This window comes from Pseudoduganella sp. GW821-FHT05F09 (assembly GCF_059419605.1).
Genome location: NZ_JBWKSD010000005.1, coordinates 382,180 through 397,370 on the forward strand (window position 1 = coordinate 382,180; position 15,191 = coordinate 397,370).

The window sequence follows — 15,191 nt, forward strand, 5'->3', positions numbered from 1 at the left end:
AACGCCCGTCCGGCACACGGCTGGGCGAGCGTAATCTTGGCGCTACTAATGTTTCGATTGTAGAGGGATTTGTATCGGATTAATTCTGGTATTACTAAAGACTAGCAATACATTGTTTTTGATGAGAGAATTTAACCAAATATAATTTGAGGGGAATAACTCATGCTCGACAAGATCAGCAAGAAGATACTGATGGAGCTGCAAAGCGACGGACGCATCAGCAACGTCGAGCTTGCCGCGCGCGTCAACCTGTCTCCTGCGGCCTGCCTGGAGCGCGTGCGCAAGCTGCACGAGTCCGGCTACATCATGGGCTACACCGCCCAGCTCAACCCGCAATTGCTGGACGTATCGCTGCTGGTGTTTATTGAAGTGGTGCTAGATCGTACCACGCCGGAAGTGTTTGATGCATTCAAACATAGCGTCCAGGTGATCCCCGAAGTGCTCGAGTGCCACATGGTGGCCGGCGGCTTCGACTACCTGGTGAAGGCGCGCGTAAAGGACATGGCGGCCTACCGCGAATTCCTGGGCAAGACGCTGCTGCAAAAAGGCGTGCGCGAAACCCATACTTATGCTGTGATGGAAGAAGTAAAAAATACGAGCAAGCTGCCGATCAAATAGCCAAGCGGCTATTGATCGGCAAGCCTAAGCCGCCACGGAGACGGAGGTCAGATGAAGTTGCAGCACAAGCAGGTGCGACAAGTTTTATGGATACTCGGGGCCACGGCGGCAGGCGCCGGCGCTGCATGGCTGGCGCAGCTGGCTGGCGCTGGTTCGCTGTGGCAAGCCACGCTGGCGGGCCTGGTGGCGGCGCTGACGGCCCAGCTGGCCCAGGCGGCCGGCGGCGGCGGCGAGGACGGCACGCGCCGCTTTGCCCACACCGTGGGCGAGGAAATCGACGCCATCATGATAGGCGCGGCGGAAACCTCGTATTTTGTGGACTCCGTCAAAAAGAAAATCGAAAGCGACGTGCGCACGGCCAGCGGCATCGTCTCGAGTTCGGTGCAGAACGCGCGCGCCACCGAGCAGATCGCCGCCAACGCCGAGCGCGCGGCCAAGGTGGCGGCCCAGGTGCGGGCCGAAACCGAAACCGGGCGCGCCGAAGTGGACCAGGGACTGGCCCGCATCAGCCGCGCCCGCAGCGACGCGCAGCAGGCCGCCGCCACCATGGCCAGCCTGCAGGAAAAAGCCAAGCGCATCTACGGCTTTACCGAAGCCATCACCGAAATCTCCGCGCGCACCAATCTGCTGGCGCTGAACGCCGCCATCGAAGCGGCGCGCGCCGGCGAGCAGGGCCGCGGCTTTGCCGTGGTGGCGGGCGAAGTGCGCCAGCTGGCGCAGCGCACCAAGGAAGCCACCGACGAGATCAGCGCCATGGTGCGCTCCATCAATGAACAGGCGGTGTCGGCCACGGCCGGCATGGATTCGCTGGCCGGCATGGTCAGCGAGGCGGCCGGCAATGTGGAAACGGTGCACGGGCTGCTGAGCAGCATCGCCCAGTCGTCCGGCGTGTCGGAAAAGGAAATCGGCGAAATCGCGCAGGCCTCGCGCGAGCACGTGGAAACCACGCGCGTGATCGCGGACGCCATCACGCAGATCCGCGACAGCATGCTGTCCACCGATAAGGAGCTGCCGCGCGCGGCCGGCTCGGCGATGGCGCTGGCCGAGCGCGCCGAAGTGATCACGGCCGCGCTGGGTATGTCCGATATTGAAACCGCGCACGACGAGATCCGCCTGGCGGCGCAGACAGCGGCCCGGGAAGTGGGCAAGATCTTCGAAGCGGCCATCGCCGGCGGCAAGATCACCCAGGCGGCGCTGTTCGACCGCCAGTACAAGGCCATCCCCAACACCGACCCGCCCAAGCACAACACCAGGTTCGACGCCTTCACCGACCGCGTGCTGCCGGACCTGCAGGAAAGCCTGCTGGCGCGCATGCCGCACCTGGCTTACGCGGGCGCGGTGGACAACAATGGCTATTTCCCCACGCATAACAAGAAATTCTCGCAGCCGCTGACGGGCGATTACGACGTGGACATCGTCAACAACCGCACCAAGCGCATCTTCAGCGACCGCACAGGCAAGCGCTGCGGGTCCAACACCCAGCCTTTCCTGCTGCAGACCTACAAGCGCGACACGGGCGAAGTGATGCACGACCTGTCGGCGCCCATCTACGTCAACGGCCAGCACTGGGGCGGCTTCCGCATCGGCTACCGTTCCGCCGCCCACTAAGCCCGGGCGGGCCTAGTAGGTATCGCTGCGCGGCGTGGTGCCCGGTGCGGTGCGCTGGGCAACGCTGTTCATGCCTTCGAGATTGGAGCGCAGCCATTTGTGCGCCGGGCTGCGCGCGTCGCGTTCGTGCCAGAGCATGTCCAGGTGCACCGCCGGCAGCGTGAATGGCAGCTCCTTGTGGATCAGCGCGTCCGTCATGCCGGTGGAGGCGATCAGGTGCTTGGGCAGCACGGTGATCAGGTCCGAGTTGGCCACTACCCGCCCTGCCGTGAAGAACTGGTTCACGGTCAGCAAAATGCGCCGTTCGCGCTGGATCTGCGCCAGCGCCTCGTCCACCAGGCCGTGCGCGCGGCCGGAAAAACTCACCAGCAAATGGTTGGCGGTGCAGTAATTTTCCAGGGTCAGGTCCACCTTGGCCAGCGGATGGTCGCGCCGCATCACGCACACATAATGGCCGGAATACAAACGTTCATGGCGTATCGGCGAACTGGTGTCGCTCGACAATTGCGCCGCCACCCCGGGGAAGAAGCCCACCGCCAGGTCCACGTCGCCGCGCAGCAGCATGGGGCGCGGTTCGCGGGTGGTCAACGGCACCATGCGCACGTTCACGCCCGGTGCTTCCCGTTCGATCGAGCGCATCAGCGACGGCAGCCAGAAGGCGGCCGTGGCGTCGGCCATGGCCAGGCGGAAGGTGGCGTGCGCCTTGGAGACGTCGAAGGTCTCCGGCGTCACCGCCGCTTCCAGGCTGGCCAGCGCGCTGCGCACGGACGGCCACAGCGCTTCGGCGCGCGGGGTGGGTTTGACGCCGTAGGCGGTGCGTATCAGCAGTTCGTCGCCCAGGCTTTCGCGCAGGCGTTTGATGGCGTTGGAGACGGCCGGCTGGGTCATGGCCAGGTGGCCGGCGGCGCGGGTGAGGTTTTGCTCGGTCATCACCGCGTCGAAAACACGCAGCAAATTCAAGTCCAGCGTCAGGAAGCTCATAAAGACTCGGCTCGGTGGTTAGGACTGATATTCACGTTTCACATGGTTGTTATCGGGAAACGGAATTGGATTTATATGTTGCGGCGCACTATAGTTACACTTGATTGTAATTGCACCTGAACTTCAATGTCTACCTTCATTTCTGCTGTACAAGCTCTGACCTCCGGAATCTCCATCATGGACGCGATTCAAATTTTGCTGGGCGCCGTGCTGGCGCTGGCCATGCTGCTGCTGTTCAAGCCCCTGCTGCGCGGCATCGCGCGCGCACTGCTGCTGGTGGTGAAACCCAAGCTGAACAAGGAACAACGCCTGCAGCGCCGCCTGATGCAGGACGCCATGATGCTGAACCGCATGCTCAATTCCATGGACAGCGCCCCCAGCCACGCGGCCGAGCTGCGCGCCATGGCGGCGCGCGCCTGAGTTTCAAGCCGCACCGCGCGGCAGGACGCTGTAAACCGCCTGCCGCGCCGCAACAACTTTATTTTTCACCCAGCAGCTGAGGCTTCAGCGAGCTGTCCACCGGCTTGTCGCCGAGCCAGATCCGCAGGATCGCATTGTAGAAGGCCAGGTCCGGCAGCACGCCGCCGACATTCTTGCCGTTCAGCATAACTTGCGAGCCCGAGCCGGGTAGCCAGTCCACCGTCAGCACGTCGCCCTTCTTCAGGGCGGGGAACATGGCGAACATTTCACCGAATTGCTTGGTTTGCGGCACCAGCTTGTTGCGCTCGGCCGCGTCGGTGTTGTCATTCAGGCCAGTCATGAAGGCTTTGCCGAACTCCTCGGACGTGAGCTCGCGCAGCACCACGATGCGCACGCGGCGCGGGCCGTCGGCGGCCAGGATCTCCGGCACGGTGGATTTCTTTTCAGTGAGATACAGGCCCAGCGCATAGACCTTGAAGATGACTTTGGTGCGCAGGCCGGCGCCATTGAGCTTCAGCGTGGCGCCGTTGACGGTGACCGTCTCATCGAACTTCACGCCCGCCACCTCGGCGGCGGCGGCCGGCAAGGCAGACAGGGAGGCCAGGGCCAGCAGGGTCGCTGCGGCAGCGCTTTTCAGTACGGTCCGGCGGGGGAAAGTCATGCAAAGTCTCCATAGTGTTATTTGTATAGGGCAAATATACCACTATGGAAAAATGGGGTCAGGGTTAGTTATTCGGGCGCCTTGCCCGCAGTCAGGCGTTCGTATTTCGCCATCAGTTGTTCTTTGCTCTCAACCCAGGCCGGGTTGAGGGGAATGCACTCCACTGGGCAGATCGCCACGCACTGCGGCTCGTCGAAGTGGCCCACGCATTCGGTGCACTTGTTGGGGTCGATCTCGTAGATCTCGGCCCCCATGTAGATGGCGTCGTTCGGGCACTCGGGCTCGCACACGTCGCAGTTGATGCATTCGTCGGTAATCAGTAAAGCCATGGTTATTCCTTATTCCGCCGCCGGCGTACCCTTCATGGCGGCAATTTTCTTTTGCAGCCAGCGGTCGACGGAGGGGAAGACAAACTTGGACACGTCCCCGCCCAGCACGGCGATTTCGCGCACGATGGTGCCGGAAATGAACTGGTACTGGTCGGACGGGGTCAGGAACAGCGTTTCGACGTCCGGCAGCAGGTAGCGGTTCATGCCCGCCATCTGGAACTCGTACTCGAAGTCGGACACGGCGCGCAGGCCGCGCACGATGACGCGCGCATCATGCTGGCGCACGAAGTCTTTCAGCAGGCCGGAGAAGCTCTCCACCTTCACATTCGGATAATGGCCCAGCACCTCGTTGGCGATTTCCAGGCGTTCTTCCAGCGAGAAGAAGGGGTTTTTGTTCTGGCTGTCGGCCACGCCCACCACCAGCGTGTCGAACAGGCCGGATGCGCGGCGCACCAAATCTTCATGCCCGCGCGTCAGCGGATCGAACGTTCCCGGATATACGGCTACTACCATTGCGGCTCCCTTGCGTCGCACCATAGAACGCGCATTATGCCTGAAAATCAGGCGGCCGCTCAGGGCCGGGGGGCCGCCTGCTTAGCCGGTGTACTGCAGTAAATGATAGAACACCATGCCCGCCTTGTCAGCCCGGACCACTTGCCAGCCCGCCATCCACTCGGGCGGCTCGCCTTCCTCGAAGGTCAGCGGCAGGCCGGATTCGGCGTACACCAGGCCGTTTTCCTTCAGCAATTTGCTGCACAGCGGCAAAGCGCGCTCCAGGAAATCCTGCTGGTAGGGCGGATCGAGGAAGATCAGGTCGAATTTCTGGCCGCGCACGGCCAGCGACTGGGCGGTGGCCAGCGCGTCGCTGCGCAGCAGCTGCACGTTGTTGGCGTTCAGCTTGCTCTTGATGGCGTCCAGCTGGCGCACCACGGCGGTGTTGGTGTCGGCCATGATGACGCTGGCCGCGCCGCGGCTGGCCGCTTCGAAGCCGAGCGCGCCGCTGCCGGCGAACAGATCCAGCACCTGGGCACTGGCCCATTCGCCGTCGCGCAGGTGGCTGATCCAGTTGAAGGCGGTTTCGCGCACGCGGTCCGGCGTGGGACGCAGGCCCAGCGCTTCGAGCACGGGCAAGGGGGTGCGTTTCCAGGCGCCGCCGATAATGCGGACCTGGTTGCTGTGTTTCGGCCCGTGGACGGGCACTTTGGCGGGTTTGGCGGGCTTCTTTTGCATGGCGGCACTATAACATGCGGCCGGACGCCGCTACTTTACCCCGCTTACTTTGCCTGGGCCGCCAGCGCGTTCAAATCCTCTATCCAGTCCTGCATGCGCTTGTTGGCGTGCGCCTTCTGCGCCGGCGTCGCTATCCGTATCACGGTCAGCACCAGTTCCATGGTGCCCTTGGTGTAGGCGTCGAAGAAGGGCTTGCGGTCGGACGGCTGCTCGGTGCGCTCGAAATTCTCCAGGATCAGCTCGCGCACCATGGCTTCGGCCGCCGCCGGCGCCGGCCGCTCCTGCTGGATGCGGCGCGCCATCTGCAGGATGCCCTTCTGGCGCCGCAGGCGCTCGTCCAGCCACAGCTCGTTGTCCAGCGGACGCGCGTCGGACGCCTTGCGGATCGCGGCCTCCTGCTCGCTGCTGAAATCGCCGAACCACAGCTCGAACTGCTCCATGGATTTCTTGTAGCGGAACTTGAGCTGCTCTTCGCGCCCGCCTTTCATGTTCTTTTTGCGGAAGTCGCTGTTGTTCTTGGCGAATTTCTTCTCCATCTGCTCCAGCTGCGCCGGTTTCAGCGCCAGCGCCAGCTCGGCGATGTCGGGCGCGGCCTTGAGCAGCATGGTCTGGGTGCGCGCGCGGATGTCCTTGTAGTCCTCCTGCAGGTCGGCCAGCGTGGGGTTGCCCTTCAACTGCTGCTGGGCCTGCTGCAGGACTTGCGCGTAATCCTGCAGCTGGGTCTTGCGGTGCCAATGGAAGAAGTCGCCGATGTCGGACTTGACCGGCGGCTTTTGCGCCGCCTCCAGGTCCACATAGGCGTCCAGCCACCAGAACAGCAGCGTGTCGCCGTTGTTATAGGCCAGGCGCAGCGAACTGCAGGCGGCCAGCAGCGCCAGCATCATGGCCAGGAAAATGTAGCGTGCGCCCCGGCTGGCGCGGCCTTGCATGTTAAACTTTTCCATATTTTTAACTTTTTGAGTAGGCCTATGAACGTTGTTATTCTCGCCGCAGGCATGGGCAAACGCATGCAGTCCGCCCTGCCCAAAGTCTTGCATCCGCTGGCCGGCAAGCCGCTGTTGTCGCACGTGATAGACACGGCGCGCGGCCTGTCTCCAGCTAAATTATGCGTTATTTACGGACACGGCGGCGCAGCCGTGCTGGCGCAGTTGGAAAAGGAGAAGCAGGTGCCCGGCGCCGACATCTCCGCCGCGCTGCAGGAACCGCAGCTGGGCACCGGCCACGCCGTCATGCAGGCGCTGCCGGTGCTGGACGAAGCCCACCCTACCCTGATCCTGTACGGCGACGTGCCGCTGACCACCGCCGCCTCCCTGCAGCGCCTGGTGGACGCGGCCGGCAAAGACAAGCTGGGCATCCTCACCGTGGTGCAGGATGATCCTTTCGGCCTGGGCCGCATCGTGCGCGAGGGCGGCAACATTACCCGCATCGTCGAGGAAAAAGACGCCAGCGCCGAAGAACGCGCCATCAAGGAAATCAACAGCGGCATCATGGTGGCGCCCACCGCCCACCTGAAGAAGTGGCTGGGCGCGCTGCAAAACAATAACGCCCAGGGCGAGTACTACCTGACCGACATCGTGGCCCAGGCCGTGGCGGACGGCGTGCCGGTGGTGTCGGCCAATCCCGGCGGCGTGTGGGAAGTGGCGGGCGTCAATTCCAAGGTACAGCTGGCGCAGCTGGAACGCATCCACCAGCTCAATATCGCCCAGGCGCTGCTGGAGCGCGGCGTGACGGTGATGGACCCGGCCCGCCTCGACGTGCGTGGCGAACTGGTCTGCGGCCGCGACGTGACCATCGACGTGGGCTGCGTGTTCGAAGGCAAGGTCGAGCTGGCCGACGGCGTGACCGTGGGCGCGCACAGCGTGCTGGTGAACGCCCGCATCGCCGAAGGCGTGCAGATCAAGCCCTTCTGCCATATCGAAGACGCGGTGGTGGGCGCCAAGTCCATCCTCGGCCCGTATGCGCGCCTGCGCCCGGGCACGGTGCTGGCGGAAGACGTCCACATCGGCAACTTCGTGGAAGTGAAGAACAGCCAGATCGCCGCGCACAGCAAGGCCAACCACCTGGCCTATGTGGGCGACGCCACCGTGGGTTCGCGCGTGAACGTGGGCGCGGGCGTTATCACCTGCAACTACGACGGCGCCAACAAGTTCCGCACCGTGATCGAGGATGACGCCTTTATCGGCAGCGACAGCCAGCTGGTGGCCCCGGTGACGGTAGGCCGTGGCGCAACCATAGGCGCGGGCACCACGCTGACCAAGGATGCGCCGGCGGACCAGCTGACCATCTCGCGGCCCAAGCAGCTGACGATTCCGGGCTGGAAGCGTCCGGTCAAGATCAAGAAGTAAAACTGCCCTGTGTTTCTACGACGGCGCCGTGAGGCGCCGTTTTTTTATGTCCGCAGCCTGTGGATAAGGATGTGGGCAAGCTTGCGGAGAACAGGCTGACAAGCTTGGGGCAAGTGGAGGATAACTTGCCAACAACTTCCTTGTATTCAAGTACATACCGGTTTTGAACATTTCTACTGTGTAAACAAACAGGTTTAACAAAAAATGTGGACAACTTTGTGAGTAAGCGCTGGAACAAGCCTTGGATAAGCACTGAAAAACCCGGGATAAGCGCAGTACGCATGTGCATAAAGCTGTGGGCAAGGCTGTTGAAACACCGGGATAACTCCGGCCACAGGCCGGAATCCGCCGCCGCCGCAATCCGGCCTACGCGGCAATGTTGATAAGCCTGTGAAAAACCGCTGGAAAAGCAGCGGATAAGCCGCGTATAACTGCGTGGAAAACCCGTGGACGGCCCTGTATAACTTACACGGCGATGCGCGTCTCGAACTTGCTGCGCAGCGTGGAGAAGTAGGTTTTCACGTTGCGCACATTGGCGTGCGCCGCGAACAGGCGGTGCGCCAGCGCGTTATAGGCCGGCATATCGGCCACTTGTATCACCAGCACAAAGTCCGGCCCCGGCGACACGCGGTAGCATTGCAGCACCGCCTCGTCGCCCGCCACGTGCTGCTCGAACTCCACCATGCGCTCGGCCGCCTGCACATCCAGCGTAATCTCCACGATGGCAGTCAGGCGCGCGCCCACCGCTTCCGGTGATACGATGGCGACCTGCCGCTGTATCACGCCGCTTTCCGTCAGCTGTTTCACGCGGCGCAAACAGGTGGGCGGCGACACGTGCACCGCCAGCGCCAGCTCCGCATTGTTCAGGGCCGCGTTTTGCTGCAGCACGTTGAGGATGCGCCTGTCCACCTCATCGAGTTCCGGAATATTCATAAAAAATTCTTCTAATATTGAAATTTAATTTCATCATCATACACCGATGAAAGAATATTTCATGCACGGTTGAATTTAGAAAGCTTATTTCAACACCGCTGCTCTAGTATGGATTCATTAACTATTCATACAGAGGTTTTTATGTGCGGCATCGTCGGCGCGGTAGCGCAGCGTAATATCACCCCCATCCTGCTCGAAGGCCTGAAGCGCCTGGAATACCGCGGCTACGACTCCTGCGGCGTCGCCCTGCACGTGGATGGCGCCCTGCAGCGCTCGCGCAGCACCTCGCGCGTGGCCGACCTGGAAAAGCAGGTGGACGAAACCGGCCTCAAGGGCTTCACCGGCATCGCCCACACCCGCTGGGCCACGCACGGCGCGCCCGCCTCGCACAACGCCCACCCGCACTTCTCGCCCAGTTCCGACAACGCCCGCATCGCCCTGGTGCACAACGGCATCATCGAAAACCACGACGAGCTGCGCGCCGAACTGACCGCGCTGGGCTATGTGTTCCAGAGCCAGACCGACACCGAAGTGATCGCCCACTTGGTCGACCACATGTACAACGGCGACCTGTTCGACACCGTGCAGCAAGCCGTCAAGCGCCTGCACGGCGCCTACGCCATCGCCGTGTTCGCGCGCGAGGAACCGCACCGCGTGGTGGCCGCGCGCCAGGGCTCGCCGCTCATCGTCGGCGTCGGCCAGGGCGAAAACTTCGTCGCCTCCGACGCCATGGCGCTGGCCGGCACCAGCGACCAGATCATCTACCTGGAAGAAGGCGACGTGGTCGACCTGCAGCTGGGCAAAGTGTGGATCGTGGACGTGAACGGCAAGCCGGTCGAGCGCGAAGTGAAAACCGTGCACGCCCACACCGGCGCGGCCGAGCTGGGACCGTACCGCCACTACATGCAGAAGGAAATCTTCGAGCAGCCGCGCGTGATCGGCGACACGCTGGAAGGCATCACCGGCGTCATGCCCGAGCTGTTCGGCGACGGCGCCTACAAAGTGTTCAAGGAAATCGACCGCGTGCTGATACTGGCCTGCGGCACCAGCTACTACGCCGGCTCCACCGCCAAGTACTGGATCGAATCCATCGCCAAGGTGCCGGTCAACGTGGAAATCGCCAGCGAATACCGCTACCGCGACTCCGTGCCCGACCCGCGCACCCTGGTCGTCACCATCTCCCAGTCCGGCGAAACCGCCGACACCCTGGCAGCGCTCAAGCACGCGCGTTCGCTGGGCATGGAGCACACGCTCACCATCTGCAACGTGGCCACCAGCGCCATGGTGCGCGAATGCAAACTGGCCTACATCACCCGCGCCGGCGTGGAAGTGGGCGTGGCCTCGACCAAGGCCTTCACCACCCAACTGGCCGCCCTGTTCCTGCTCACGCTGACCTTGGCGCAAGTGAACGGCCGCCTGACCGAGGAAGAAGAAACCGCGCACCTGAAAGCCATGCGCCACCTGCCGTCGGCCATCACCTCGGTGCTGGCGCTGGAGCCCCAGATCATTGCCTGGGCCGACGAATTTGCGCGCAAGGAAAACGCCCTGTTCCTGGGCCGTGGCCTGCACTACCCGATCGCGCTGGAAGGCGCGCTCAAGCTCAAGGAGATTTCCTACATCCACGCCGAGGCTTATCCGGCGGGCGAGCTGAAGCACGGTCCGCTGGCGCTGGTGACCGAGGAAATGCCGGTGGTCACCATCGCGCCGAACGACGCGCTGATTGAAAAGCTGAAATCGAACATGCAGGAAGTGCGCGCGCGCGGCGGCCAGCTGTTCGTGTTCGCCGACGTGGACTCGCGCATCACCTCCGGCGACGGCGTGCATGTGATCCGCATGCCCGAGCACTACGGCCAGCTGTCGCCCATCCTGCACGTGGTCTCGCTGCAGCTGCTGGCCTACCACTCCGCCCTGGCGCGCGGCACCGACGTGGACAAGCCGCGCAACCTGGCCAAGTCGGTGACGGTCGAGTAAGAGTGCGGGACTTCTTCCTGGGCAGCGATACCAGCACGGCCCCCAAGGCGCGCATCGAGGCCGCTACGCTGCAGCGCCCCGAGGGCGCGCGGCATTACCTGAAGGCGCTGCCTGGCGGCGCCGCTGCGGGCAAGCGGCCGCTGGTCATCCTGCTGCACGGCGCCGGTTCCTCGGCCGCGCAACTGCTCGGCTTGAAGTTTCCCCCCTCGCCCTTGTCGCTGTGGCTGGAAATCGCGGAGCGCGAGCATCTGGTGGTCATTGCGCTGGACGGCAGCAAGCGCCGTGGCGAACGCGCCTGGAACGACAGCTACGCCGGCGTGACCGCCAATCCTGAAACCGACGATACCGGCTTGATCGGCGCCGCGATCGACCGCGCCATCGCCGAGGACGATGTCGATCCGGCGCGCGTCTACCTCATGGGCGTCTCCAAGGGCGGCATGATGGCCTACCGCGCAGCGACCGAGATGGCGCCGCGGCTGGCGGCCTTCTCGGTGGCGCTGGCCGCCATGCCCGTCGACAGCAATTGCGGCCCGCCGCGCACGCCACTGCCGGTGCTGTTCATGGCGGGCACGGCAGATCCCTTCATCCCCTACACCGGGCGTAAATTCCTCTACCAGTTCCCCATCTTTTCCCCGCTCGCCGCGCCGATGACCAGCGTGGAAGAATCCGTCGCCGTCTGGCGCGGGCTGGCCGGACTGGATGGCGAACCCATGGTCGCCGCCATCCCGCAGCGGCATCCGGGCGCCGCCACGCGCGTCACCCGCTACACCTGGGGAAGCGACCGCGCCGCGCTGCAAGTGTGCCTGCTGAAAATAGACGGCGGCGGCCACGCCGAGCCCAGCATGGTGAAGCGCTACCCGGGCCTGTTCTCCCGCTTCCCCGGCGCCCAGAACGGCGACATCGAGGCCGCCGAGGAGGCTTGGGCCTTCTTCAAGGACAAGCGCACCGTGCTTTGAAAGGATTACCTGCCCGTCCTGCATGGTAACGATATCCTCAATCCGGCATTGAAAACCCAGCGAATCTCCACTTTCGCTTGCGGCAGCACGAAAAAAAATCGAAAGACGAGAGCAAATCATGGAAATTAAATGATAACGTTATCTCATACTTTCACCAATGGAGATCGTAGTGAAGAGCCAAATCCGACGTCGAGCCAAGTTGCACGCCAAACCAGTCACCATCGCCGTTATCGCGGCTCTCTACGGCGCATCCGCGTTCGCGCAAAATGCAGCTCCCAAAGTCGACCGCATCGAAATCACCGGATCCAAGATCAAGGGTGTCGACATGGAATCCTCGGTGCCTATCCAGACGATTTCACGCGCGCAAATCGACGCCACCGGCGTCACCGGACTGGATGAAGTGCTGCAGATGATGGCGATCTCGGGCGACGCAAGGAACCGCACGTCGAATGCTGACCAGAACTCCTTTGCCAACCTGCGCGGCATCGGCTTCGGCCGCACCCTGGTGCTGGTCAACGGCCATCGATGGGTCGGCAGTTCCGACCTGAACGGCACTGTGGACCTGAGTTCGATTCCGCTGGCATCGGTCGAACGCATAGACGTGCTGAAAGATGGCGGCTCGGTGCTGTACGGCGGCGATGCGATGGTTGGCCTGATCAATATCATCCTGAAAGACCACTACGACGGTGTTGACGCCCGCGCCTATTACGGCACCAACCAGCGCGGCGGCGGCGGCCAGAGAAAGTTCGAGTTGACCGCCGGCACCTCCGGCGAAAACTACTCCGGCCTGCTTTCGCTCCAGATCAACAAAGGCGACGGCATCCACAACAGCGATTACCCCCGTACCAGGGAGCGTTCCCCATTCGGCTCCGGCTCCCAGAACTACACCGACAACACGCCGGCCGGCCGCTTCCAGCTGTGCAAGGGCGCGTTGCTGGCGTCGGGCGGCTGTGCCGCCGGCACGCTCGCCGACCCTAGCGGCAACAAGAATAATTTCATCACCTACACTACACCCTACAATCCAGCCCTGGGTGCGGCGGGCAACCAGTACCGTATTTACAACCGTCCCAGCGACAGCTATAACAGCCAGGTCTACAACAGTCTGATCACCCCGCTGACCCAGAAGTCGCTGGTTGGCGACATGACCTACCGTTTTAGCGATCACATGAAGCTCCGCGTGACCGCGCAAATCATGGATGTGGACTCGACCGCCGACACCCCGCCGGTCGACTTCAACCTCGGCCCGGGCGGCTTGGCCAACGGCGCCAATATCTTCATCGCCAAGAACAGCTACTACAACCCGTTTGGCGTGGCAATCGGACGCGTTCAGCGTGCGGCGACGGAACTGGGGCCGGAACAGCGCGTCGCCAACACCAAGACGCGCGCCATTTCGCCTGTGCTGTCCGGGGACTTCAAGATCGCGGGCCGCAGCTTCGACTGGGAGGCCGGCATGGAGTACGGCTCAACCCATCAGCTCGCCCATCGCAATAACGAAATCAGCGTCAGCCGCCTGACCGCCGCTCTTGGCCCATCGTTCAAGGATGCCAGTGGCAATATCGTCTGCGGCACGCCCGGCAATACCATCGCCGGCTGCGTGCCGGTCAACCTGCTCGGCGCAGGCACCCTGACCCCGGAGATGATCAACTACATCCGTCTCAGCCCCGACGAAGCGAGCTGGTTCAATAACTTCTGGGACCACGACTACTTCGCGCAGATCAGCTCTCCGGAACTGTTCAAGCTGCCGGCCGGATCGGTAGGCTTTGCAAGCGGTTTCGAACGCCATATCGTGTACGGCAACACCGGAAATGGCGTTGGGTATGCCAATGGCGATGTCCTGGCCGGCACGCGCGGCAATACGGGCGGCGGCTATGGTTCCAAGGATGTCTATGCCGAATTCTATGTGCCGATGCTGAAGAACCTGCCACTCATGAAGATGCTGGACCTGAGCCTGGCATTCCGCCACTCCAGCTACGACAGCGGCGCCAGCGTCAACAACAAGAAATTTGGCCTGAAATGGCGCGTGGCCGATGACCTCGCGCTGCGCGCCAGCTTCAGCACCGGCTATCGCCTGGACCTGTCGGGCATCATCCAGAACACCCAGACCTCGGCCGTCACGGTATCGGACCCGTGTTCGTACACCACCAACTCGAACGGCACCATTGCCAGCAACCGCTACGCGCAGCTGACGCCGGAGCAGCAGACGCAATGCCGTGCAGCCGGCGTGCCTGCCGGCGGCTACGACACCCGCACCGCCCTGCCGGCACAGGCCACCCAATTAAGCACCGGCAATCAACAGCTTGGCCCGGAGCGCGACATCTTCCGCACGGCCGGCTTCGTGTACAGCCCGCATTACGCTCCCGGCCTGGACCTGACAGTCGACTATTGGGACGTGCTGTTCCACGACAGTATCCTGAAGCCGAATGCGAACCAGATGGTGCTCAACTGCCTGTCCGATCCCGGCAATCCCGGCCTGTGTCCGGACGGCTGGCTGGTGCGCGGCGCCAGCGGTGCAGTGAGCAATATTCGCATTAGCGCGATGAACGGACCAGGCGGCGAACGCTTCTCGGGGGTGGACGTCAACCTGCGCTACCGTCCCAAGTCCACCAGCTATGGCAAATTCGCCTTTGAACTCAACAACGCCTTCCTGACCAAAGTCATCGATACGCCTTCCGCGCCTGTCGACAAGGTCGGCGTGTTTACTACCGCCACCACTTCCAGCGGATCGCATTACCGCTTGCGTTCGAATTTCAGCCTGGACTGGAGCCTGGGCAAACTGAGCGCGCGCTGGGGCGCCCGCTATTTCTCGCCTCAGACGGAAAACTGCATCCTGACCGGCACGGCAGCGGTCGGCCTGTGTAACGACCTGGGCCCGCTGCAGTCCCAGAGCGATCCAAGCAATCCCGCCACCGCCAAATACCTGCAGTTCCTGGGCGGCGGCAGCGCCAACCGCATACCCGGATATACGCTGCACGACCTCAGCTTCGCCTACCTGCCTTGGGGTAAGAGCCGCATCAAGGTCGGCATCAACAACGTATTCAACAAGGTGCCCCCACTGGCGATCAACTCCAACCGCAGCTATCCGCTCAACTTCGGCATGCCTGACCGCTATTTCTACGTTGAATTCAACCAGAAGTTTTGA

General features: G+C 62.9%; 14 protein-coding genes. 7 read left to right on the plus strand and 7 right to left on the minus strand.

What is annotated here, in order from left to right:
- The first annotated feature begins 162 nt into the window (after positions 1-162).
- Positions 163-618, plus strand: coding sequence for an Lrp/AsnC ligand binding domain-containing protein (locus tag AC07S4_RS18595; RefSeq protein ID WP_028833852.1), 456 nt, complete (start codon positions 163-165; stop codon positions 616-618).
- A 51-nt stretch (positions 619-669) separates the two neighbouring features.
- Complete coding sequence (locus AC07S4_RS18600; protein WP_494988062.1) at positions 670-2,226, plus strand: methyl-accepting chemotaxis protein; 1,557 nt, start codon at positions 670-672, stop codon at positions 2,224-2,226.
- A gap of 12 nt (positions 2,227-2,238) precedes the next feature.
- Here AC07S4_RS18600 and AC07S4_RS18605 read toward each other — a convergent pair whose 3' ends face one another.
- The gene (locus AC07S4_RS18605; RefSeq protein WP_161070266.1) at positions 2,239-3,207 is read right to left on the minus strand and encodes a LysR family transcriptional regulator; all 969 of its coding nucleotides are present in this window, start codon (positions 3,205-3,207) and stop codon (positions 2,239-2,241) included.
- 177 nt (positions 3,208-3,384) lie between these two features.
- On the opposite strand from AC07S4_RS18605, the gene AC07S4_RS18610 reads away from it, so the two are divergent.
- Positions 3,385-3,627, plus strand: a complete 243-nt coding sequence (locus AC07S4_RS18610; RefSeq protein ID WP_228894191.1) for a hypothetical protein — start codon at positions 3,385-3,387, stop codon at positions 3,625-3,627.
- 58 nt (positions 3,628-3,685) lie between these two features.
- Here the strand turns inward: AC07S4_RS18610 and AC07S4_RS18615 are convergent, their stop codons facing one another.
- The 5 genes from AC07S4_RS18615 to AC07S4_RS18635 all read right to left on the minus strand — a co-directional run bounded on the left by AC07S4_RS18615 (position 3,686) and on the right by AC07S4_RS18635 (position 6,791).
- Positions 3,686-4,288, minus strand: a complete 603-nt coding sequence (locus AC07S4_RS18615; RefSeq protein ID WP_494988063.1) for a chalcone isomerase family protein — start codon at positions 4,286-4,288, stop codon at positions 3,686-3,688.
- Positions 4,289-4,356: 68 nt separating this feature from the next.
- Entirely contained in the window at positions 4,357-4,617 is a 261-nt protein-coding gene (locus AC07S4_RS18620; RefSeq protein ID WP_494988064.1) for a YfhL family 4Fe-4S dicluster ferredoxin, read from the minus strand.
- Positions 4,618-4,626: 9 nt separating this feature from the next.
- Positions 4,627-5,130, minus strand: a complete 504-nt coding sequence (gene coaD, locus AC07S4_RS18625; protein ID WP_494988065.1) for a pantetheine-phosphate adenylyltransferase — start codon at positions 5,128-5,130, stop codon at positions 4,627-4,629.
- 81 nt (positions 5,131-5,211) lie between these two features.
- Positions 5,212-5,847: a 16S rRNA (guanine(966)-N(2))-methyltransferase RsmD gene (gene rsmD / locus AC07S4_RS18630; RefSeq protein ID WP_494988066.1), complete on the minus strand. Its 636-nt coding sequence runs from the start codon at positions 5,845-5,847 to the stop codon at positions 5,212-5,214.
- A gap of 44 nt (positions 5,848-5,891) precedes the next feature.
- The gene (locus AC07S4_RS18635) at positions 5,892-6,791 is read right to left on the minus strand and encodes a DUF6279 family lipoprotein (RefSeq protein WP_494988067.1); all 900 of its coding nucleotides are present in this window, start codon (positions 6,789-6,791) and stop codon (positions 5,892-5,894) included.
- Between the two features lie 24 nt (positions 6,792-6,815).
- On the opposite strand from AC07S4_RS18635, the gene glmU reads away from it, so the two are divergent.
- A complete protein-coding gene (glmU, locus tag AC07S4_RS18640) occupies positions 6,816-8,192 on the plus strand; it encodes a bifunctional UDP-N-acetylglucosamine diphosphorylase/glucosamine-1-phosphate N-acetyltransferase GlmU (RefSeq protein WP_494988068.1) in 1,377 nt (458 codons plus the stop codon).
- A gap of 465 nt (positions 8,193-8,657) precedes the next feature.
- On the opposite strand, the gene AC07S4_RS18645 is transcribed toward glmU, so the two are convergent.
- Positions 8,658-9,125, minus strand: a complete 468-nt coding sequence (locus AC07S4_RS18645) for an Lrp/AsnC family transcriptional regulator (protein ID WP_494988069.1) — start codon at positions 9,123-9,125, stop codon at positions 8,658-8,660.
- A 141-nt stretch (positions 9,126-9,266) separates the two neighbouring features.
- On the opposite strand from AC07S4_RS18645, the gene glmS reads away from it, so the two are divergent.
- The 3 genes from glmS (at position 9,267) to AC07S4_RS18660 (ending at position 15,191) form a co-directional block, all read left to right on the plus strand.
- Positions 9,267-11,096 (plus strand): glutamine--fructose-6-phosphate transaminase (isomerizing), encoded by a 1,830-nt coding sequence (gene glmS / locus AC07S4_RS18650; protein WP_494988070.1) that lies wholly within the window; start codon positions 9,267-9,269, stop codon positions 11,094-11,096.
- A gap of 2 nt (positions 11,097-11,098) precedes the next feature.
- Complete coding sequence (locus tag AC07S4_RS18655; protein ID WP_494988071.1) at positions 11,099-12,052, plus strand: CE1 family esterase; 954 nt, start codon at positions 11,099-11,101, stop codon at positions 12,050-12,052.
- A gap of 199 nt (positions 12,053-12,251) precedes the next feature.
- Complete coding sequence (locus tag AC07S4_RS18660; protein ID WP_494988072.1) at positions 12,252-15,191, plus strand: TonB-dependent receptor domain-containing protein; 2,940 nt, start codon at positions 12,252-12,254, stop codon at positions 15,189-15,191.